Source organism: Pseudomonas sp. NFXW11 (genome assembly GCF_049887815.1).
GTDB lineage: Bacteria > Pseudomonadota > Gammaproteobacteria > Pseudomonadales > Pseudomonadaceae > Aquipseudomonas.
In genome coordinates this window covers 367,932-388,284 of sequence record NZ_JAGEKI010000003.1, presented here as the reverse complement: position 1 = coordinate 388,284, position 20,353 = coordinate 367,932, and the positions used below count along the sequence as shown (strand labels likewise).

14 protein-coding genes are annotated in these 20,353 nt (G+C 64.4%); 12 read left to right on the top strand and 2 right to left on the bottom strand.

What is annotated here, in order from left to right:
* The first annotated feature begins 42 nt into the window (after positions 1-42).
* The 5 genes from J4P02_RS07460 (at position 43) to J4P02_RS07440 (ending at position 9,613) form a co-directional block, all read left to right on the top strand.
* On the top strand, positions 43-2,493 hold the full coding sequence (locus J4P02_RS07460; protein ID WP_426188932.1) for a glycogen/starch/alpha-glucan phosphorylase: 2,451 nt from the start codon (positions 43-45) through the stop codon (positions 2,491-2,493).
* A 181-nt stretch (positions 2,494-2,674) separates the two neighbouring features.
* On the top strand, positions 2,675-6,334 hold the full coding sequence (locus tag J4P02_RS07455; protein WP_426188931.1) for a DUF2339 domain-containing protein: 3,660 nt from the start codon (positions 2,675-2,677) through the stop codon (positions 6,332-6,334).
* The gene (locus J4P02_RS07450) at positions 6,331-7,704 is read left to right on the top strand and encodes a DUF3999 domain-containing protein (RefSeq protein WP_426188930.1); all 1,374 of its coding nucleotides are present in this window, start codon (positions 6,331-6,333) and stop codon (positions 7,702-7,704) included. The genes J4P02_RS07455 and J4P02_RS07450 overlap by 4 nt, the downstream gene beginning before the upstream one ends.
* Before the next feature lie 292 nt (positions 7,705-7,996).
* Positions 7,997-9,007 carry a class 1 fructose-bisphosphatase gene (locus J4P02_RS07445; RefSeq protein ID WP_426188929.1) on the top strand — a complete coding sequence of 337 codons (1,011 nt, stop codon included), beginning with the start codon at positions 7,997-7,999 and terminating at the stop codon, positions 9,005-9,007.
* A gap of 3 nt (positions 9,008-9,010) precedes the next feature.
* Complete coding sequence (locus J4P02_RS07440; protein WP_426188928.1) at positions 9,011-9,613, top strand: DUF924 family protein; 603 nt, start codon at positions 9,011-9,013, stop codon at positions 9,611-9,613.
* 68 nt (positions 9,614-9,681) lie between these two features.
* Here the strand turns inward: J4P02_RS07440 and J4P02_RS07435 are convergent, their stop codons facing one another.
* A complete protein-coding gene (locus J4P02_RS07435) occupies positions 9,682-11,574 on the bottom strand; it encodes a methyl-accepting chemotaxis protein (RefSeq protein ID WP_426188927.1) in 1,893 nt (630 codons plus the stop codon).
* Between the two features lie 281 nt (positions 11,575-11,855).
* Here J4P02_RS07435 and J4P02_RS07430 point away from each other — a divergent pair, with 281 nt between their 5' ends.
* Both J4P02_RS07430 and J4P02_RS07425 read left to right on the top strand, forming a co-directional pair.
* Complete coding sequence (locus J4P02_RS07430) at positions 11,856-12,110, top strand: hypothetical protein (RefSeq protein WP_426188926.1); 255 nt, start codon at positions 11,856-11,858, stop codon at positions 12,108-12,110.
* A 33-nt stretch (positions 12,111-12,143) separates the two neighbouring features.
* A complete protein-coding gene (locus J4P02_RS07425) occupies positions 12,144-12,713 on the top strand; it encodes a lipocalin family protein (RefSeq protein ID WP_426188925.1) in 570 nt (189 codons plus the stop codon).
* Positions 12,714-12,788: 75 nt separating this feature from the next.
* Here J4P02_RS07425 and J4P02_RS07420 read toward each other — a convergent pair whose 3' ends face one another.
* Positions 12,789-14,153 carry a formimidoylglutamate deiminase gene (locus J4P02_RS07420; protein WP_426188924.1) on the bottom strand — a complete coding sequence of 455 codons (1,365 nt, stop codon included), beginning with the start codon at positions 14,151-14,153 and terminating at the stop codon, positions 12,789-12,791.
* 107 nt (positions 14,154-14,260) lie between these two features.
* Between J4P02_RS07420 and hutC the strand changes: the two genes are divergently transcribed.
* From hutC to J4P02_RS07395, 5 genes are all read left to right on the top strand, one after another.
* Positions 14,261-15,010, top strand: a complete 750-nt coding sequence (gene hutC / locus J4P02_RS07415) for a histidine utilization repressor (protein ID WP_426188923.1) — start codon at positions 14,261-14,263, stop codon at positions 15,008-15,010.
* Entirely contained in the window at positions 15,007-15,579 is a 573-nt protein-coding gene (locus tag J4P02_RS07410) for a HutD/Ves family protein (protein WP_426188922.1), read from the top strand. The genes hutC and J4P02_RS07410 overlap by 4 nt, the downstream gene beginning before the upstream one ends.
* 421 nt (positions 15,580-16,000) lie before the next feature.
* Complete coding sequence (gene hutU, locus J4P02_RS07405; protein ID WP_426188921.1) at positions 16,001-17,683, top strand: urocanate hydratase; 1,683 nt, start codon at positions 16,001-16,003, stop codon at positions 17,681-17,683.
* A 146-nt stretch (positions 17,684-17,829) separates the two neighbouring features.
* Entirely contained in the window at positions 17,830-19,299 is a 1,470-nt protein-coding gene (locus J4P02_RS07400; protein ID WP_426188920.1) for a purine-cytosine permease family protein, read from the top strand.
* A 76-nt stretch (positions 19,300-19,375) separates the two neighbouring features.
* Positions 19,376-20,341: an ABC transporter substrate-binding protein gene (locus tag J4P02_RS07395; protein WP_426188919.1), complete on the top strand. Its 966-nt coding sequence runs from the start codon at positions 19,376-19,378 to the stop codon at positions 20,339-20,341.
* The last annotated feature ends 12 nt before the right edge of the window (positions 20,342-20,353 follow it).

Genomic DNA, 20,353 nt, shown 5'->3' with positions numbered 1-20,353 from the left:
ACAACTCCCTGCTCACCGTATATCTCGTCAGAGGTCGGATCTATGACTCAGGAACCCCTTGTTCGTGACGCTGAGGTGGCCGCTTTTCGCGAAGCCGTCTTGACCAAACTCACCTATGCGGTCGGCAAGGACCCGGACCATGCCTTCGACCATGACTGGTTCGAGGCCATTGCCCTGGCCGCGCGGGACCATATGGTCGATCACTGGATGGATCACACGCGGCAGATCTATCGCAAGGGCCAGAAGCGCGTGTACTACCTGTCCCTGGAGTTCCTGATCGGTCGCCTGCTGTTCGACAGCCTGAGCAACCTCGGCCTGCTGGAAGTGGCCCGCGAGGCCCTCACCGACCTGGGGGTGGACCTGGAACGGATTCGCCTGCTGGAGCCCGATGCGGCCCTGGGCAATGGCGGCCTGGGGCGCCTGGCGGCGTGTTTCATGGAGAGCATGTCGAGCCTGGGTATTGCCGGCCATGGCTACGGCATCCGTTACGAACATGGGCTGTTTCGCCAAGCCATAGTCGACGGCTGGCAGCAAGAGCAGACCGAACACTGGCTGGATTTCGGCAACCCCTGGGAGTTCGAGCGGCCCGAGGTGATCTACTCCATCGGCTTTGGCGGCAGCGTTGAAACCCTGACCGATGAAGTGGGCCATGCCCGGCAGGTCTGGTGGCCGGCGGAAACCGTGCGCGCGGTGGCCTACGACACCCCGGTGGTGGGCTGGCGCGGGGCCAGCGTCAACACCCTGCGCCTGTGGCGCGCGCGAGCCATGGAAGATTTGCACCTGGAACGCTTCAATGCCGGCGACCACCTGGGGGCAGTGGCCGAAGTGGCCCGGGCCGAGAGCATCTCCCGGGTGCTGTACCCGGCCGACAGCACCGAGGCCGGCCAGGAGCTGCGCCTGCGCCAGGAGTATTTCTTCGTTTCGGCCTCACTGCAGGACCTGCTGCGCCGCCACAAGAACATGCACGACTCGGTGCTCAGCCTGGGTGAGCACGCAGCCATCCAGCTCAATGACACTCACCCGTCGATCGCCGTGGCCGAGCTGATGCGCCAGCTGGTGGACCTGCACGGCATCGCCTGGGAGGCAGCGTGGCAGGTGACGGTGGAAACCCTGTCCTACACCAACCACACCCTGTTGCCCGAGGCCCTGGAGACCTGGCCGGTGGGCCTGATGGAGCGCATGCTGCCGCGGCACATGCAGATCATCTACCTGATCAATGCCCAGCACATCGATTCCCTGCGGGCCAAGGGCCTGCACGATTTCGATGTGCTGCGGGCGGTGTCGCTGATCGAAGAAGACAACGGCCGTCGGGTGCGCATGGGCAACCTGGCGTTCCTCGGTTCCCACAGCGTCAACGGCGTGTCCGGGCTGCATACCCAGTTGATGCGCAGCACGGTGTTCTCCGAGCTGCACAAGCTGTACCCCGAGCGGATCAATAACAAGACCAACGGCATTACCTTCCGCCGCTGGCTGTACCAGGCCAACCCGCAACTGACCGAGATGCTGGTGGAGGCCCTGGGCCCGGAGCTGCTGGACAACCCCGAACAGCGGCTGCTGGGGCTGGAGCCCTTCGCCGACAGCCCGGCGTTTCGCAAGCAGTTCGCCGAACAGCGCCTGCACAGCAAGCGGGTTTTAGCGGCGATCATCCATGAGCGCCTGGGAATCGCGGTGAATCCGTCGGCGCTGTTCGATGTGCAGGTCAAGCGCATCCATGAATACAAGCGCCAACTGCTCAACCTGCTGCACACCGTGGCGCTGTACCAGGCGATTCGCGCCGAGCCGGAGACCGACTGGGTGCCGCGGGTGAAAATCTTCGCCGGCAAGGCCGCCGCCAGCTATCACCAGGCCAAGCTGATCATCAAGCTGACCAACGATATCGCCCGCACGGTGAACAATGACCCCACGGTGCGCGGTCTGCTCAAGGTGGTGTTCCTGCCCAACTACAACGTCAGCCTGGCGGAAAGCATCATTCCCGCCGCCGACCTGTCGGAGCAGATCTCCACCGCCGGTTTCGAGGCTTCGGGCACCAGCAACATGAAGTTCGGCCTCAATGGCGCCCTGACCATCGGCACCCTGGATGGCGCCAATGTGGAAATGTGCGAGCGGGTCGGCGCCGAGCATATGTTCATCTTCGGCCTCAGTGCCGAGCAGGTGGAGGCGCGCAAGCACAATGGCGAGTTCAGCGCGGCGCCGGATATCGCCGCCTCTCACCGGCTCAACGATGTGCTGCAGGCGATTCGTGGCGGGGTGTTCTCGCCCGATGATCCGTCACGCTACACCGGGCTGGTGGACTCGCTGGTCGACTACGACCGCTTCTTGGTCTGTGCCGATTTCGATGCCTACTGGAGCGCCCAGGCACGGGTCGAGGAGCGCTGGCACGACACTCAGCAGTGGTGGCGTTCGGCAGTGCTCAATAGTGCGCGCATGGGCTGGTTCTCCTCGGACCGGACCATCCGCGAGTACGCCACGGAAATCTGGAAGGCCCTGGAGTAAGTCGGGGGTGAAAATGCTGGAAGTGTGCGCAAGGCCCAGCGCTGGTTGGGCCTGGTGGCTATAATTGCGCCGTTTTTTATCTCCTGGCCGGTGTCTTTTGCTCAGCGCTGGCCTTCCAATCGGAGAGAAGATCAACACTGCGTGACCCGTCCTGCAGAGGACCGCTTAGGGATATCGACACATGCAATGGATGTTCATGCTGTTGGGGTTGGTGCTGGGCTGGGTCGTCGACGAGTCCTTCAGCGACGCTCTGATCGGCGCCTTTGCCGGGCTGGCCATTGGCCTGGCGATACGTTTTGCCGGCTTGCACCGGCAGGTCGTGGATCAGCACCTTCAGCTGGTGCAGGCCAGGCAGGCCCTTGCCACCTTGAGCGAGCGCCTGGCCCTGCTGGAAAGTGGCGCCAGCGCACCGGCCGAGCCCGTGCCCCAGGCCACGGCCGCTAGCCCAGCTGTCACTGAGACGAGCAGCGGCTTCACGGCCGCACCGGAGCCGGAACAGCTGGCCGAATTCATTCTCGACCCGATCCCGCCCGTGGAGCCCGCACCGGCCGCTTCCGAGCTGGTGTGGGAATTGCCGGAGGCGCCAGCGGCGGCCGCCGTCGAGGCCAGCCAGCCACTGGCGGATTCGGTCTGGCAGCCCCAGGCGCAAGCCCAGCCGCAACCCGAGCCCGGCGAAGCCCATCGCTCTGCGCCGCCTGAGCCGCTGCAACCGAACCTGATCGAACGCGCCATTGCCGGTGCGCGCAACTGGCTGTTGGGCGGCAATACCGTGCTGCGGGTCGGCGTGGTGCTGCTGTTCCTCGGCCTGGCCTTCCTGCTGCGTTATGCCACTGAAGGCATGGTGGTGCCGATCGAGCTGCGCTATGCCGGGGTCGCGGCCAGTTCCCTGGGCCTGTTGGCGCTGGGCTGGTGGTTGCGCCGACGCAACAGCGGCTATGCCCTGATGCTGCAGGGCACCGGTATCGCGGTGCTGTACCTGACGGTGTTCGCGGCCATGCGCCTGCACCCCTTGCTCGATCCTTCCGCGGCCCTTGGCCTGTTGGTGGCGGTGACGCTGTTCTCGGCGATCCTGGCCATCACCCAGGACGCCCTGGGGCTGGCGGCTGCGGCAGCCTTGGGCGGCTTTGCCGCCCCCATCCTCACCTCCACCGGGGCCGGCAACCATGTGGCGCTGTTCAGCTACTTCGCCCTGCTCAACGCCGGCATCCTCGGCATTGCCTGGTTCAAGGCCTGGCGCCTGCTCAACCTGATCGGCTTCGTGGGCACCTTCGGCATAGGTTTCGCCTGGGGCCTGCGTTCCTATGCCCCGGAACTGTTGTGGAGCACTGAGCCGTTCCTGGTGCTGTTCTTCCTGATGTACCTGGCCATTGGCCTGCTGTTCACTCGGCGCAAGTTGCTGGAGATGCTCGATGCTCCGGCGGACGACAGCCGCCAGGCGCTGCTGCACTGGTCGGCGCGCAAGGGTGACTACGTCGATGGCAGCATGCTCTTCGGCCCGCCGCTGGTGGGCTTTGGCCTGCAGCTGGCGCTGGTCCAGCACCTGGAGTTCGCGGCGTCCTTCAGCGCCCTGGCCCTGGGCCTGATCTACATGGTTCTGGCGCGGCTGCTGATGGCTGGGCGGGCCCTGCTGCTGGGGGAAACTTGCCTGGCGCTGGGGGTGATCTTCGCCAGCCTGGCGATTCCCCTGGGCCTGGATGCGCGCTGGACCTCAGCCGCCTGGGCGGTGGAAGGCGCGGGTATCTTCTGGCTCGGCCTGCGCCAGCAACGGCCGCTGGCCCGGGCCTTCGCCCTGCTGCTGCAACTGGGTTCGGCCCTGGCCTTCCTCAGCGAGTTGCGTCCTGGCGACAGCAGCCTGCTGGCCGGCGCGCCATTGGGTGCGCTGTTGCTGGGCGGTGCGCTGCTGTTCAGCTTCGACCAGTTGCGCCGGGCCGAGAAAGGCCTGGCGTCGAATTGGGAGCAGGGCAGTGCACCTGTCCTCGCGGTGCTTGGGCTGGGTTTCCTGTACCTGCTGGCGCCACTGTTCTTCTTCACCCAGGGCACCGCCATCAGCTGGGCCCTGGCCGGGCTGGCGACCCTGTTCGCTGGCCTGCGCCTGCAATCGCGGGCTTTCCTGTTCACTGCGTTCGCCATCCAGTTGCTGGGTGGCGTGCTGTTCCTGATGCGCCTGCAAGGGGCGGATGGCGAAGCGGGCGCAGTCTTCAGCGCCGGCTGGGGCGGCTTGCTCAGTGCCTCGCTGATCGGCCTGGCCCTGGTGGGTGGCATGCTGCTGGCTGCTCGCGACGATATGGTGCGCAACGATCCGCGCCTGCTGCGCGGCTTGTCGGTGGTGCTGCTGGCGGGCCTGATGATGATCAACCTGGCGGTACTGTTCGTGCTGCCATGGCGTACCGCCAGCGGCGTCTGGGCGGCCAGCGGCCTGTTGATCATCTGGCTCAGCCTGTACTTGCAGCAGCGTGCGAGTTTCATCTTCGGCCTGCTGTTGCAGGTGATTGGCGGCAGCACCTTCCTGCTGGCCGGTTCGGACTGGTTCTATAGCGCTGGGGTGGAAGGCGTGCGCGCCCTGGCCAATGGCGACTTCTGGACACCGATGGTGCTGGCCCTGGCGGCATTGGTGGGCGCCTGGCGCTTGCAGCGGGGCAACCAGGGCTCGGCTTTCGATGCCCTGAGCCTGGGGCATTTGTCTGACCTGTTGCTGGCCTGGGGCGCTTGCTGGTGGGCCTTTACCTGGCTCAAGGAAGTGCTGCGTTTTGCCCCGGCCCATTGGCAGGCCAGCCTGCTGCTGGGCATCGCCGCGGCCAGCGTGCTGCTGTGGGCACTGTTGGCGCTGCGCTTGCGGTGGAAGTCCCTGGGCTTGCTGTGCGGCTTGCTGATGCCTGCCGGGGGCCTGGTGCTGCTGGCGTCCTGGGCGCCGCGCTATCACCCGGCGGCGGACCTGGGCTGGCTGGCTTGGGGCCTGCTATTCGCCGTGCATTTCTTCAGCCTGCGGCGCCTGGCGGCCCTGCTGCCGGCGCGGCTGCTGAGCCTCTGTCATGTGCTGGGCTGCTGGCTACTGCTGGGGGTACTGGCGCTGGAGCTGCGCTACGCCTTGCTGCTGCTTTCCGAGCAGTACAACGCCTGGCGCTGGCTGGGCTGGGCACTGCTGCCAAGCCTGTACCTGGTGCTGATGGCCGCGCCGCGCAACTGGCCGTGGCCGGTGGCTGCTTATGCTCGGGAGTACCGCCTGTATGCCGCGTTGCCCCTGGCATTGTTGATGCTGGGCTGGTTCTGGCTGGCCAACACCTTCAGCGACGGTCGCGCCGAGCCGCTGCCGTACCTGCCGCTGCTCAACCCCCTGGAACTGGGCCTGCTGTTTGCCCTGTTCGGGGTCTATGTGTGGGCGCGCAGTGCGCTGCAGGAGCTGGCGATTCGCGCCGATTACGCCGAGCGTGGCACGCAGTTGGTGGCGGGAGTTTCCCTGTTCGCCTTCTTCACCCTGGTGGTGATGCGTGCGGCCCATCACTGGAGTGGCGTGCCCTTCCACCCGGACGCACTGCTGGAATCGATGCTGGTGCAGGCCGGCCTGTCCATCGTCTGGACCCTGATTGCCCTGGGCCTGATGATCGGCGGGCACCTGCGACATCGGCGCGAGGTATGGCTGATCGGCGCGGCGTTGATCGCCGTGGTGGTGGCCAAGCTGTTCCTGGTGGAGTTGAGCAACCGTGGCGGCTTGGCGCGGATCGTCTCGTTTATCGGGGTGGGTGTGCTGTTGCTGGTGGTGGGCTATTTCGCCCCGCTGCCGCCTAAACGGGCCGAGGCCGTGCCTGAGGCCGGCAAACCCGAGAATGAAGGAGTGTCGTCTTGAGTCAGAAGTTGAACCTGGGCTGGCTGGGGGCCGTGGGCCTGTGTGTGGCGCTGTCGGCGGTGGCCCAGGAGCAGCCCGGGGATTTCAAGTCCCTGGCGCCCTTGAGCCTGAGTGGTGAAGGCCCCTGGTATCGCCTGGAGCTGCCGCTGGCGGTGCAACTCCAGGCCAGCCAGAGCGACCTGCGGGACATCCGTGTATTCAACGCCGCCGGTGAGCCCCAGGCCTACGCCCTGGCCCGCCAGCAGGCGCAGACCAGCGAGCAGCGCAGCCTGACCGCGGTGAAGTGGTTCCCGCTCTACGATTCGGCCCAGGCGGGCGACAGCAAGCCCAGCGTGCGGGTGCAGTCCGGGGCCAATGGCACCCTGGTGGAGGTACAGCCGGCCACTCAGTTGGAAGTGGGCGAGGAAGTGCTGCGCGGCTGGCTGCTGGATGCCAGCGCGATCAAGGCGCCGTTGCAGCAACTGGTGCTGGACTGGACCAGCGAGCGAGACGGTTTCCAGCGTTTCAGCATCGAGGCCAGTGACGACCTGCAGCACTGGCAGCCCTGGGGCGATGGCCAGGTGGCGCGCCTGGCCTTTGCCGACGAGCGGATCGAACAGCATGAAGTGGCCCTGCCTGGGCAGCAGGCGCGTTACCTGCGCTTGCTGTGGAGTGCGCCGCAAGTGGCGCCGGAACTGACCTCGGTGCAAGTGCAAAGCAGCGTCAGCAGCAGCCTGGCGTCGCCGCTGGTGTGGTCCCAGCCTTTGCCAGGCAATACCGTCAAGGCCGGTGAATACAGCTGGCAGTTGCCCATGGGGCTGAATATCGAGCGGGTGCGGATCGAAATCAGGCAGGCCAACAGCCTGGCGCCGGCGACCCTGTATGGTCGTCGGGAAACCAGCCTGCCCTGGCAGCCCCTGAGCAGCGGCCTGCTGTATCGCCTGACCCAGAATGGCCAGGATGTGCAGCAGAACGAGCTGCAAGTGCCCGGGCAGATCGTGCAGCAATTGAAGCTGAAGGTGGACGAGCGCGGTGGCGGCCTGGGCGCCGAGGCGCCAGCCCTGGAGTTCGCCGTGCGCGGCACCCAGCTGGTGTTTCTGGCCCGAGGCGCCGGGCCTTACACCCTGGCCCTGGGCAACCCGAGCGCGACCGCGGCCAACCTGCCGCTGGCCACCCTGATTCCCGACTACAGCCCGCAGCGCCTCAAAGGCCTGGGCCAGGCCCGGGTGGATGGCGCGGCGCAACCGAATACGGCTGCTACGGCCAACCCTGCGAGCGTGACGGCTGGCGGTCCGGACTGGAAGAAGATCGGCCTGTGGGCGGTACTGCTGCTGGGGGTACTGGCGCTGGGCGGCATGGCCTACAGCCTGTTGCGCAAGCCTGCGGCCTGAGGCCGGCACTTGTGGCGAGGGAGCTTGCTCCCGCTGGGTCGGCTGGCGCTCCGGGCGCAGCCGCCCCAATGGCATTTCCGCAGCCAAGCAACGGCGGCAGGTTTTACGACCGCTGCGCGGCCGAGCGGGAGCAAGCTCCCTCGCCACGGAGGTCCACCGTGCCTGGGTTTTTGACTACGCTGAAAGCGGCGCCTGAACTCTATCTGCGGCTTGCCTGTCTGAGAGGAGGAAATGCGCCCCGACTCGCGTTAAACTGCGCGGGTTTTTAGCCCCCATTCCTCCGGAGCCTTCCATGTCCCGCGTTACCCTGAGTCGCTATTTGATTGAGCAGACCCGCAGCAACAACACTCCTGCCGATCTGCGCTTCCTGATCGAAGTGGTGGCGCGTGCTTGCAAGGAAATCAGCCACGCCGTGTCCAAGGGCGCCCTGGGCGGCGTGCTGGGCAGCATGGGCACGGAAAACGTGCAAGGCGAAGTGCAGAAGAAGCTCGATGTGATCTCCAACGAGATCCTGCTGGAAGCCAACGAATGGGGCGGTCACCTGGCCGGCATGGCGTCCGAGGAAATGGACAATGCCTACCAGATCCCCGGCAAGTACCCCAAGGGTGCCTACCTGCTGGTATTCGACCCACTGGACGGTTCGTCGAACATCGATATCAACGCGCCGGTCGGCACCATCTTCTCGGTGCTGCGCTGCCCGAACGAGTACCTGAGCCAGAACGAAGCCCTGAATGAAAAGGCCTTCCTGCAGCCAGGCACCCAACAGGTTGCCGCCGGTTATGCCATCTACGGTCCGCAGACCATGCTGGTGCTGACCCTGGGCGATGGCGTCAAGGGCTTTACCCTGGACCGCGAGATGGGCAGCTTCGTGCTGACTCACGAAGACATCAAGATTCCGCAGTCGACCCAGGAATTTGCCATCAACATGTCCAACGAGCGTCACTGGGAAGCCCCGGTCAAGCGCTACGTGGGCGAGCTGCTGGCTGGTGACACCGGCCCGCTGAAGAAGAACTACAACATGCGCTGGGTCGCGGCGATGGTGGCCGACGTGCACCGCATCCTGACCCGTGGCGGCCTGTTCATGTACCCACGCGACAGCCGTGAGCCGGAGAAGCCGGGCAAACTGCGCCTGATGTACGAAGCCAACCCGATGTCGTTCCTGGTGGAGCAGGCGGGCGGCGCGTCCACCGATGGCCACCAGCGCATTCTCGATATCAAGCCTGAAGGCCTGCACCAGCGCGTAGCGGTGTTCCTGGGTTCGAAGGAAGAAGTGGCCCGGGTTACCGACTACCACCAGGAGTAAGCCATGACCACGCCCTGGCAGCCCCTGCTCGATTGGTGGTTCGGTAGCGCCGAAGCGCCGCAGGAGATAGTCGCTACCAAGGGCCAGCTGTGGTTCGGCAAGCGTGACAGCCAGGACCTCGAAGCGCGCCAGCGTTTCGGGGAGCTGGTGGAGCAGGCCCTGGCCGGCGGCTTGACCCAGTGGATGCAAAGTCCAGAGGGTTGGCTGGCCCTGGTGCTGTTGCTCGATCAACTGCCGCGGATGATCTTTCGCGATACCCCCAAGGCCTTTGCCGGCGACCTGCGTGCCCAGGCCCTGGTGGCCCAGGGCATTGCCGCGGATTTCGACCGAGGCCTGACGCCCATGCAACGCTGCTTCATCTACCTGGTGTTCGAGCATTGCGAGAACCTGGCGGTGCAGAACGAGGCCGTCTCGCGCCTTGCTGCATTGCACGATGAACAACCGGCGGAACATCGCCCGGTGTTCGCCGATCAGCTGGACTATGCCGAACGGCACCAGAAGATCATTGCCCGCTTCGGGCGCTTCCCCCACCGCAATGCCATCCTCGGTCGTGAGTCCACGGCTGAAGAGCTGGCGTTTCTGCGCGAGCCGGGTTCGCGTTTCTAGACTCGATTTCACCGGCAAGCCGGCTCCTACACCTATTGCAGGAGCCGGCTTGCCGGCGAAGTTGTTCCTTAGATACGGAAACTACCCACCAGATGCTGCAGGCGCTTGGCTTGCTGTTCCAGGTCGGCGCAGGCGCGCAGGGTGGCTTGCAGGTTTTCCACGCCTTCCTGGTTGAGGGTGTTGATTTCGGTGATGTCGACGTTGATCGACTCCACCACGGCGGTTTGTTCCTCGGTGGCGGTGGCCACCGACTGGTTCATGCCGTCGATCTCGCCGATACGCTGGGTCACGCTGCCCAGGCGTTCGCCGGCCTGATTGGCGATGCCCACGCTGCTTTCGCTCTCGCGCTGGCTTTCGGTCATGGTGCCCACTGCGGCGCGGGCACCCACTTGCAGTTCCTCGATCATCTTCTGCACTTGCTGCGCCGAATCCTGGGTGCGGTGGGCGAGGTTGCGCACTTCGTCCGCCACCACCGCGAAGCCGCGTCCGGCTTCCCCGGCCCGGGCCGCTTCGATGGCGGCGTTGAGCGCCAGCAGGTTGGTTTGCTGGGAAATGCTGGTGATCACTTCGAGGATCTGCCCGATATTCACCGTGTTGCTGTTGAGGGTCTCGATGTTGTCGCAGGAGCTGCTGATCTTGGTCGAAAGCTGATGCATGGCCGCGATGGTTTTATCCACCACCTGCTGGCCGTCCTGCGCCAGGCTGCGGGCTTCGCTGGAGTGTTGCGAAGCCAGGGCGGCATTCTGCGCGATCTCCTGGGCGGCAGCGCCCAGCTGGTTGATCGCCGCGGCCACACTGCTGGTGCGCGAGGCTTGCTGGTCGGAGTTGAACATCGACGAGTTGGAGGCCGCCACCACCCGCAGGGCCACTTCGTTGACCTGGCCGGTAGCCGAGGCCACTTCGCGGATGGAGCCGTGGATGCGCTCGACGAAACGGTTGAACGACACCCCCAGGGTGCCGAACTCGTCGTGGCCGTGGATCACCAGGCGCTTGGTCAGGTCGCCTTCGCCCTCGGCGATGTCATGCATGGCCCGGCCCATCAGGTGCAGGGGTTGCATCAGCATGCGGATCAGCATGCCCAGCAGGCTGATGATGATCACCACGGCGATCAGCATGGCGATGATCGCCGAGGTGCGGAACTCGCTGAGCATGCCGAAGGCGGTGTCCTTGTCCAGGACCAGGGCCACGTACCAGTCGGCCGAGGGCACGCCGTTGACGTGGGTGAAGGAAATGAACTGGGTCTTGCCGTTGAGTTGCACTTCCTTGAGGCCGGGGCTGATGCTCGGCGCACCATCGGGATAGGCCTCGGCCAGGCTCTTGAGCACCAGCTTGCTGTCGGGGTGGACCAGGATCTTGCCCTCGGCGCTGACGATGAAGGCCTGGCCGTGGCCGCCGAAATTCAGCGAGTTGATGATGGCGCTGATGCTCGACAGGTCGATGTCGGCGCCGGCGACGCCGATCATCTGGTTCTGGTGCTGCACCGGGGTGGCGACGGTTACCACCAGCTTGCCCGACGAAGCGGCGATATAGGGTTCGGTGACTATGGTGCGCTGGGCGCCATTGGCCGCCTTGTACCAGCCACGGGCGCGAGGGTCGTAGTCGGCGGCGCGATTGCCGGCCGGCACCGAGAACATCACCCCGTCCTGGCCACCGAAGTAGCTGAGCTGGAAGTTGCTGGTGTAGGCGGGCAGGCCGACGCTGCGTTTCAGGCTGTCGGCGCCGCTGCCGTCCACGGCGATCTGCTGGGCCAGGGATTGCAGAAGCTGGATGCGGCTTTCCAGCCAGGTCTGGATGTTGCTGGTGGTCAGGCTGCCCAGTTCCTGCATCGAGGACTCGGTGCTGCTGCGCAAGGCTTCACGCTGTCGATAGTCATTGAACAGAATGAAACAGGCGAACGCGACGGCCACCACAAGGGCGGCGGCAAGCAGGATCTTGTGGCTGAATTTCAGATTGCTGGTCATTAAGTGAACTACCGCGAGGGGCTGGTCAACGAGGGGCGTCAATTTGCCACAGTAAAGGGCTTTGCGCTGCAGTTATGTCGACTGGCCATCAGCGAAGATGAGCGCGCGTGGCACAAAACCGACGAACAGCAGGGCAGGGCGAAAAGGTGCTTGATTTGCCGGGAAAATGCCTCGCGCGCCCGGCAACAAATACCCGCTGCGGCGGGGAACCAGAAGGGGGTTTTCTCTTCTAAGCTTCTGGTTGGCCGGCAGGCCTTCCTCCCTTCGTCCAGGAGTTCACCATGTCCCTGCGTTCTCTCGCTCTGTTGTCGTTCTGCGTGCTGTTGGCTGCATGCAGCAAGGTCAATCAGGAAAACTATTCCAAGATTTCGACGGGCATGCCCAAGGCCGATGTCGAAAAACTCCTGGGCAAACCGACCGACTGTTCGGGCGCGCTGGGCATGTCCAGTTGCACCTGGGGCGACAAGAACAGCTTTATCAGCGTGCAGTATGCCGGTGACAAGGTGCTGATGTTTTCCGGGCAAGGCCTGAAGTAGAAACCGGGGCCTCGGGCCCGCGGGAGAAAAATAATGATGCGTTTTGTTTTCACTCTTCTGGTCGGCCTGCTCTTGGCCGGCTGCGCCACGTCCCGGGACGATTCGCTGGCGCCCAAGACGGCCAATCACGTCGACCTCAAACGCTACCAGGGGACCTGGTACGAGTTGGCGCGGTTGCCCATGTACTTCCAGCGCAATTGCGCACAATCCGAGGCGCGCTACACCCTGCTGCCGGATGCCAATGTGGCGGTGCTCAACCGCTGCCTGACCCCGGAGTGGACGTGGGAAGAAGCGCGGGGTACGGCAACGCCCCAGGTGCCGGGCAAGACCGACAAGCTCTGGGTGCAGTTCGACAACTGGTTCTCGCGGCTGCTGCCGGGGGCGGTCAAGGGCGACTACTGGGTGTTGTACGTCAGCGACGACTACAAGACGGCGATTGTCGGCAACCCGAACCGGCGTTACCTGTGGTTGCTGTCACGTACTCCGGAAGTCAACGAGACGGTACGTGAAGACCTGCTGAGCAAGGCTCGCCAGCAGGGTTATGACACCACGCGGCTGATCTGGCGGGTGTCGGACTCGGCCATGGCCAAGACTTCGAAATAGGCACACCCTCTTGCCGGCGAAGGCGCTGTTATAGGCGCATTCGCCGGCAAGCCGGCTCCTACAGTGGCTGGTGGGTCAGCCGAGCAGGTCGCGCAGCACCTGGGTGAAGGCCCGGCTGCTATCCTCTTCGGCGGCGTGACGTCCGTCGCGCACCTGCCATTGGCCACCCACCATCACATCCTGCACCTGGCGGTCGCCGCCGGCGAACAGCCAGCGGTTGAGAATGGCATCGCCATCGGCAGTGGCCAGGTAGGGATCGTTGCCATCCAGCACCAGCCAGTCCGCACGCTTGCCCACGGCCAGGGTGCCTATGGCTTGCCCCAGTGCCTGGGCGCCGCCTTCCAGAGCGGCGTCGTACAAGGTGCGGCCGACCATGGGCTGGTCGCTGCGGTACAGTCGGTTGCGGCGCTGATCCCGCAGGCGCTGGCCATACTCCAGCCAACGCAGCTCCTCCACCACGCTCAGTGACACGTGGCTGTCGGAGCCGATGCCGAGGCGTCCGCCCTGGGCGAGGAAATCCACTGCCGGGAAGATGCCGTCCCCCAGGTTGGCTTCAGTGGTCAGGCACAGCCCGGCAATGGCCCGGCTGTTGGCCATGAGGCTGACTTCTTCCGGGTTGGCGTGGGTGGCATGGACCAGGCACCAGCGCGAGTCCACCGCAACGTTCTCGTACAGCCATTGCAGCGGCCGGCGCCCACTCCAGGCCAGGCAGTCGTCGACTTCCTTCTGCTGTTCGGCAATGTGGATATGCACCGGGCACTGGCTATCGCTGGCGGCCAGCACCTGGCTTATCTGCTGCGGCGTGACCGCGCGCAAGGAGTGGAAGCACAGGCCCAGTTGCTGGTTGGCCTGTTGCGCCAGCAAGGGTTGCAGGCGTTGCTGCAGTTGCAGGTAGTTTTCCGTGCTGTTGATAAAGCGCCGCTGGCCGTCGTTGGGCGCTTGGCCACCGAAGCCTGAGTGGCTGTAGAGCACCGGTAGCAGGGTCAGGCCGATACCGCTGTCTGCCGCCGCCTGGCTGATGCGCCGGGACAGCTCGGCCGGGTCGGCGTAGGGTTGGCCGTCGCAATCGTGGTGCACGTAGTGGAACTCGGCTACCGAGGTGTAGCCGGCCTTGAGCATTTCGATGTACAGCTGGCGGGCGATGATCTGCAGCTGCTCGGGGCTGATCTTGCCCACCAGGCGGTACATCAGGTCGCGCCAGGTCCAGAAGCTGTCATTGGGGTTGCCGGCCACTTCCGCCAGCCCGGCCATGGCCCGCTGGAACGCATGGGAGTGCAGGTTGGGCATGCCCGGCAGCAGTGGGCCCTTGAGCCGCTGTGCACCTTCGGCACTGGCGTTGGCCTGGATGTGAGTCAGCAGGCCGTCGGCGCTGACTTCAAGACGTACATGGTTGGCCCATCCATTAGGCAGCAGCGCGCGCTCGGCGAAGAAGGCGGACATGATTCAGGCACCCTATCTTGTGTTATTTGTATATACATATACAGACGTTTGCCTGCCCGGTAAACTCCGGCAATCTAGTCACCTTTTTTGCTGAACAAGGATTTCCCGTGCCGACTCCGCCTGCCAAATCGCTGCTGGCCGCCCATCTGGGCGATAGTCCGGCGCCCCTGTATGCCCGCGTCAAGCAGATGATCACCCAGCAGATCGAGAGCGGGAACTGGCCGCCGCACTACCGCGTGCCTTCGGAAAGCGAGCTGGTCAACCAGCTGGGTTTCAGCCGCATGACCATCAACCGTGCGCTGCGGGAAATGACCGCCGAGGGCATGCTGGTGCGCATGCAGGGCGTGGGCACCTTCGTGGCCGAGCCCAAGAGCCAGTCGGCGTTGTTCGAGGTGCATAACATTGCCGACGAGATCGCTTCCCGCGGTCATCGCCACACCTGCCAGGTGATCACCCTGGGCGAGGAGGCCGCCGGTTCCGAGCGCGCCCTGGCCCTGGACATGCGCGAAGGGCAGCGGGTGTTCCACTCGCTGATCGTGCATTTCGAGAACGATATCCCGGTACAGATCGAGGATCGCTTCGTCAACGCCCTGGTGGCGCCGGAGTACCTCAAGCAGGACTTCACCCTGCAGACCCCTTACGCCTATCTGTCCCAGGTGGCGCCGCTGACCGAGGGCGAGCATGTGGTGGAGGCGATTCTCGCCGAGCCCGAAGAATGCCGGCTGCTGCAGATCGAACCCGGCGAGCCCTGCCTGCTGATTCGCCGCCGTACCTGGTCCGGGCGCCAGCCGGTGACTGCCGCGCGCTTGATCCACCCCGGTTCCCGTCATCGCCTGGAAGGACGCTTTCACAAATGACCCAGCTCAGCCTTCTGCGGGCCGCCGACTACCCGCGCATGCCATGGAAGAACGGTGGCGGCAGCACCGAAGAGATCACCCGGGATGCCGGCACTGGCCTTGAGGGTTTCGGCTGGCGTCTGTCGATCGCCGATATTGCCGAGTCCGGCGGCTTTTCCAGCTTTGCCGGCTATCAGCGGATCATCACCGTGCTGCAGGGCGCAGGCATGCAGTTGCAGGTCGACGGCCAGGATGTGCGGCCCCTGCTGCCTCTGGATCTGTTCGCCTTCAGTGGTGCCAGCCAGGTCAACTGCAACCTGCTGGACGGGCCGATCCGGGATTTCAACCTGATCTATTGCCCCGAGCGCTACATCGCGCGGCTGCAATGGTTCGAAGGCCAGCAGCGCTTCTTCAGCCAGGCCCACACGCTGCTGGTGTTCAGTGCCGCCGAGCAGGCCTGGGTCGACACCGCCGACAGCCCGGTGCAGGCACTGGGTCGCTATGACTGCCTGCGCCTGGATGAGAATGCCGGGCTCAGGGAAATTGCCCTCGACGGCTGCTGCTGCGTGATCGAACTCAGCGCCTGCTGATTCGCCTGCGCAGGCCCCGGGTCGGGATACGACTCTGGGGCCTGCGCCCATTTCCCCTCTCTTCCTTATCTGTATTGCAGACCCTCTCGAGGCCTGCGGTTCGCGCTGGGCAAAAAACGCCCATCCGGGTTGTGGTGGACTGTTTCTGCGCGCACCAACTTGTTACCTAACGCCCCAGCACGACGCACATTGCGCTGTTACCGGCGGCTGGAGGTGGCTGCAAAATATCTTTGTCGAAAATTCCTTATTGCTTGAAAGCCTTATTCCACAAGGCTTTCAGATTTCGCTTAGGGCTTTTCAGGTTCGCCTCAAGCGAGTTGGCCGCTTGATTGCATATGCTTGTATGTACAAGTAAATATGTGTGCGTAAGAGTCGATGGAATCCTCTTCGCACCTTGGACTCAACGCCGAGGAGTTTTTCCGTGACCGACAGCAAACCCACTCAATACCGTAACGTCGAAATCCGTGCCGCACGCGGCAACAAGCTGACCGCCAAGAGCTGGCTGACCGAAGCGCCGTTGCGCATGCTGATGAACAACCTCGACCCCGAAGTCGCCGAGAACCCCAAGGAGCTGGTGGTCTACGGTGGCATCGGCCGCGCTGCGCGCAACTGGGAGTGCTACGACAAGATCGTCGAGGCCCTGACCCAGCTGAATGACGACGAAACCCTGCTGGTGCAATCCGGCAAGCCGGTGGGCGTGTTCAAGACCCACAGCAACGCGCCACGGGTGCTGATCGCCAACTCCAACCTGGTACCGCACTGGGCCAGCTGGGAACACTTCAATGAGCTGGATGCCAAGGGCCTGGCCATGTACGGCCAGATGACCGCCGGCAGCTGGATCTACATCGGCAGCCAGGGCATCGTCCAGGGCACCTACGAAACCTTCGTCGAAGCCGGTCGCCAGCACTACGATTCCAACCTCAAGGGCCGCTGGGTGCTGACCGCCGGCCTGGGCGGCATGGGCGGCGCGCAACCGCTGGCCGCGACCCTGGCCGGGGCTTGCTCGCTGAACATCGAATGCCAGCAGACCAGCATCGACTTCCGCCTCAAGACCCGCTACGTCGACGAGCAAGCCACCGACCTGGACGACGCCCTGGCGCGGATCAAGAAATACACCGCCGAAGGCCGTGCGATCTCCATCGCTCTGTGCGGCAACGCCGCCGAGATCCTGCCGGAACTGGTGCGCCGCGGTGTGCGTCCGGACATGGTCACCGACCAGACCAGCGCCCACGACCCGCTCAACGGCTACCTGCCCAAGGGCTGGACCTGGGAGCAGTACCGCGACCGCGCCAAGACCGAGCCCGCCGCGGTGATCAAGGCCGCCAAGCAGTCCATGGCCGAACATGTGAAAGCCATGCTGGCCTTCCAGAAAATGGGCGTGCCGACCTTCGACTACGGCAACAACATCCGCCAGATGGCCCAGGAAGAGGGCGTGGAAAATGCCTTCGACTTCCCCGGCTTCGTACCGGCCTATATCCGTCCGCTGTTCTGCCGCGGCATCGGCCCGTTCCGCTGGGCGGCGCTGTCCGGTGACCCGCAAGACATCTACAAGACCGACGCCAAGGTCAAGGCGCTGATCCCCGACGACGCCCATCTGCACAACTGGCTGGACATGGCCCGCGAGCGCATCAGCTTCCAGGGCCTGCCGGCGCGGATCTGCTGGGTCGGCCTGGGCCTGCGCGCCAAGCTCGGCCTGGCATTCAACGAAATGGTCCGTCGCGGCGAGCTGTCGGCGCCAATCGTTATCGGTCGCGACCACCTGGACTCCGGTTCCGTGGCCAGCCCGAACCGGGAAACCGAATCCATGCAGGACGGTTCCGACGCCGTGTCCGACTGGCCGCTGCTCAACGCCCTGCTGAACACCGCCAGCGGCGCCACCTGGGTTTCCCTGCATCACGGCGGTGGCGTGGGCATGGGCTTCTCCCAGCATTCGGGGATGGTCATCGTCTGCGACGGTAGCGACGAGGCCGCCGAGCGTATCGCCCGGGTACTGCACAACGATCCGGCCACTGGGGTCATGCGTCACGCCGACGCCGGCTATCAGATCGCCATCGACTGCGCCAAGGAACAGGGGCTGAACCTGCCGATGATCACCGGCAAGTAACCGGAGCATTGGTTCAACCCAGCCTCCCTGTAGGAGCCAGCTTGCTGGCGAAGCAAGCACCGCGGTGCCTCAGCTACACCGCCTCGCGAGCCAGCTCGCTCCTACAGGGGACATCGTCTGCAGTGCCCATTAGAGGTTTGACGTCCATGGCTTCAGCGAATGATCGTGCGAACAATAAACCGTTGATCGAAAGGCGTTCGATCGACTACATCCCGGAAGTGGAAAGACACGGTCGTCTATTGAGCCAGTTCACCCTGTGGCTGGGTGCCAACCTGCAGATCACCGCGATCGTCACCGGCGCCCTGGCGGTGGTGTTGGGCGGTGATGTGTTCTGGTCGTTGATCGGCCTGCTGATCGGGCAATTGCTGGGCGGCGGGGTGATGGCCCTGCATGCCGCGCAAGGGCCACGGCTCGGCCTGCCGCAAATGATTTCCAGCCGGGTGCAGTTCGGGGTTTATGGCGCGGCCATCCCGATTGTCCTGGTGTGCCTGATGTACCTGGGCTTCACCGCCACCGGCACGGTGCTTTCCGGCCAGGCGCTGGGGCAGATGTTCGGTGTCAGCGACAGTGCCGGCATCCTGATGTTCGCCAGCGTCATCGTGCTGGTCACGGTGCTGGGCTACCGGGTGATCCACTACATCGGCCGGGTTGCCAGCGTGATCGGCGTGATCGCCTTCTTCTATCTGTTCAGCCGGCTGCTGAGCCAGACCGATGTCGGCGCCTTGCTGGACATCCGTCATTTCAGCTGGAGCAGCTTCCTCCTGGCGGTGTCGCTTGCGGCCTCCTGGCAAATTGCCTTTGGCCCTTATGTCGCCGACTACTCGCGCTACCTGCCGAGCAAGACCTCACCCATGAAAACCTTCCTCGCCGCTGGCGCAGGATCGGTGATCGGGGCGCAGGTGGCGATGGTGCTCGGGGTGTTCGCCGCGGCCATGGCCAACGGTCAGTTCGCCGGGCGTGAAGTGGCTTATATCGTCGGCCTGGGCGGTAGCGGTGCGATAGCGGCGCTGCTGTACTTCAGCATCGCCTTCGGCAAGGTGACCATTTCTACCCTGAACTCCTACGGCAGCTTCATGTGCATTGCCACCATCGTCAGCGGCTTTCGCGGCGAGCTGAAGGTGACGCGCCTGCAGCGGCTGGTGTTCGTGCTGGTGATTGTCGGCACCGCGACCCTGATCGCGCTGCTTGGCCAGCACTCGTTCCTCGGGGCATTCAAGTCCTTCATCCTGTTCCTGCTGGCGTTCTTCACGCCCTGGAGCGCGATCAACCTGGTGGACTTCTACTGCATCACCAAGGAGCGCTACGACATCCCGGCGCTGTCCGACCCGGACGGCCGTTACGGCCGCTGGAATGTGCTGGGCATTTCCATCTATGTATTCGGCGTGCTGGTACAGATGCCCTTCATTTCCACCCACTTCTACACCGGCCCCCTGGTCGCCAGCCTCGGCGGTACCGATATCTCCTGGATCATCGGCCTGGTGGTGCCCGCAGCGTTGTATTACCTCTGCGCGAAGAAGTGGCATGGCGCGGTGCCCGAGCACCTGATCCTGCCGGTAGAGCAGGCTGCGCCGATCGAACAAAAGCTCAACGGGACCGACCGCGCCGCTACGGTGTGAGTCGTCAACGGGACGTGGACAGGCCTGGATGCCTCTTAACTGCCGTAAGCCAACTTATGATTAGGAGCGTCACATAATGAAAATGCATAAGACCCTGCTGACCACGTTGCTGTCCCTGGGCCTTGCGGCCGCTACCGGAGCCCAGGCCGCCGGCTGGTGCGAGTCGGGCAAGCCGGTGAAGTTCGCCGGCCTGAACTGGGAAAGCGGCATGTTGCTCACCGATGTCCTGCAATTTGTCCTGGAGAAGGGCTACGACTGCAAGACCGACAGCCTGCCGGGCAACTCCATCACCATGGAAAACGCCCTGGGCAGCAATGACATCCAGGTCTTCGCCGAAGAGTGGGTAGGCCGCAGCGAGGTGTGGAACAAGGCCGAGAAGGCCGGCAAGGTGGTGGGTGTCGGCGCGCCGGTGGTGGGGGCCATCGAGGGCTGGTACGTGCCGCGCTACGTGATCGAGGGCGATGCCAAGCGCAAGCTCGAAGCCAAGGCCCCGGAGCTGAAGAACATCGCCGACCTGGGCAAGTACGCCGCCGTGTTCAAGGACCCGGAAGAGCCGAGCAAGGGGCGTTTCTACAACTGCCCGGCCGGTTGGACCTGTGAGCTGGACAACAGCGAGATGATCAAGAGCTACGGCCTGGAAAGCAGCTACACCAACTTCCGCCCCGGCACCGGCCCGGCCCTGGATGCGGCGGTGCTGTCGAGCTACAAGCGTGGCGAGCCGATCCTGTTCTACTACTGGTCGCCGACCCCGCTGATGGGCCAGGTGGACCTGGTCAAGCTCGACGAGAAACCCGGCGTGGACAAGAGCGTGAGCATCAAGGTCGGCCTGTCCAAGACCTTCCACGACGAAGCACCGGAGCTGGTGGCGGTGCTGGCCAAGGCCAACCTGCCGATCGACCTGCTGAACCAGAACCTGGGGCGCATGACCCGCGAACGCATCGAGTCGCCGAAACTGGCGAAGATCTTCCTCAAGGAACATCCTGAAGTCTGGCATGCCTGGGTCAGCGACGAGGCGGCCAAGAAAATCGACGCGGCCTTGTAGGTGGAGCCTTCC

Bases quoted from the DNA above. Each gene is read 5' to 3' on its own strand.
- J4P02_RS07460 (WP_426188932.1), top strand. From the start codon at position 43: ATGACTCAGGAACCCCTTGTTCGTGACGCTGAGGTGGCCGCTTTTCGC.
- J4P02_RS07455 (WP_426188931.1), top strand. From the start codon at position 2,675: ATGCAATGGATGTTCATGCTGTTGGGGTTGGTGCTGGGCTGGGTCGTC.
- J4P02_RS07445 (WP_426188929.1), top strand. From the start codon at position 7,997: ATGTCCCGCGTTACCCTGAGTCGCTATTTGATTGAGCAGACCCGCAGC.
- J4P02_RS07440 (WP_426188928.1), top strand. From the start codon at position 9,011: ATGACCACGCCCTGGCAGCCCCTGCTCGATTGGTGGTTCGGTAGCGCC.
- J4P02_RS07435 (WP_426188927.1), bottom strand. From the start codon at position 11,574: ATGACCAGCAATCTGAAATTCAGCCACAAGATCCTGCTTGCCGCCGCC.
- J4P02_RS07430 (WP_426188926.1), top strand. From the start codon at position 11,856: ATGTCCCTGCGTTCTCTCGCTCTGTTGTCGTTCTGCGTGCTGTTGGCT.
- J4P02_RS07425 (WP_426188925.1), top strand. From the start codon at position 12,144: ATGATGCGTTTTGTTTTCACTCTTCTGGTCGGCCTGCTCTTGGCCGGC.
- J4P02_RS07420 (WP_426188924.1), bottom strand. From the start codon at position 14,153: ATGTCCGCCTTCTTCGCCGAGCGCGCGCTGCTGCCTAATGGATGGGCC.
- J4P02_RS07410 (WP_426188922.1), top strand. From the start codon at position 15,007: ATGACCCAGCTCAGCCTTCTGCGGGCCGCCGACTACCCGCGCATGCCA.
- J4P02_RS07400 (WP_426188920.1), top strand. From the start codon at position 17,830: ATGGCTTCAGCGAATGATCGTGCGAACAATAAACCGTTGATCGAAAGG.
- J4P02_RS07395 (WP_426188919.1), top strand. From the start codon at position 19,376: ATGAAAATGCATAAGACCCTGCTGACCACGTTGCTGTCCCTGGGCCTT.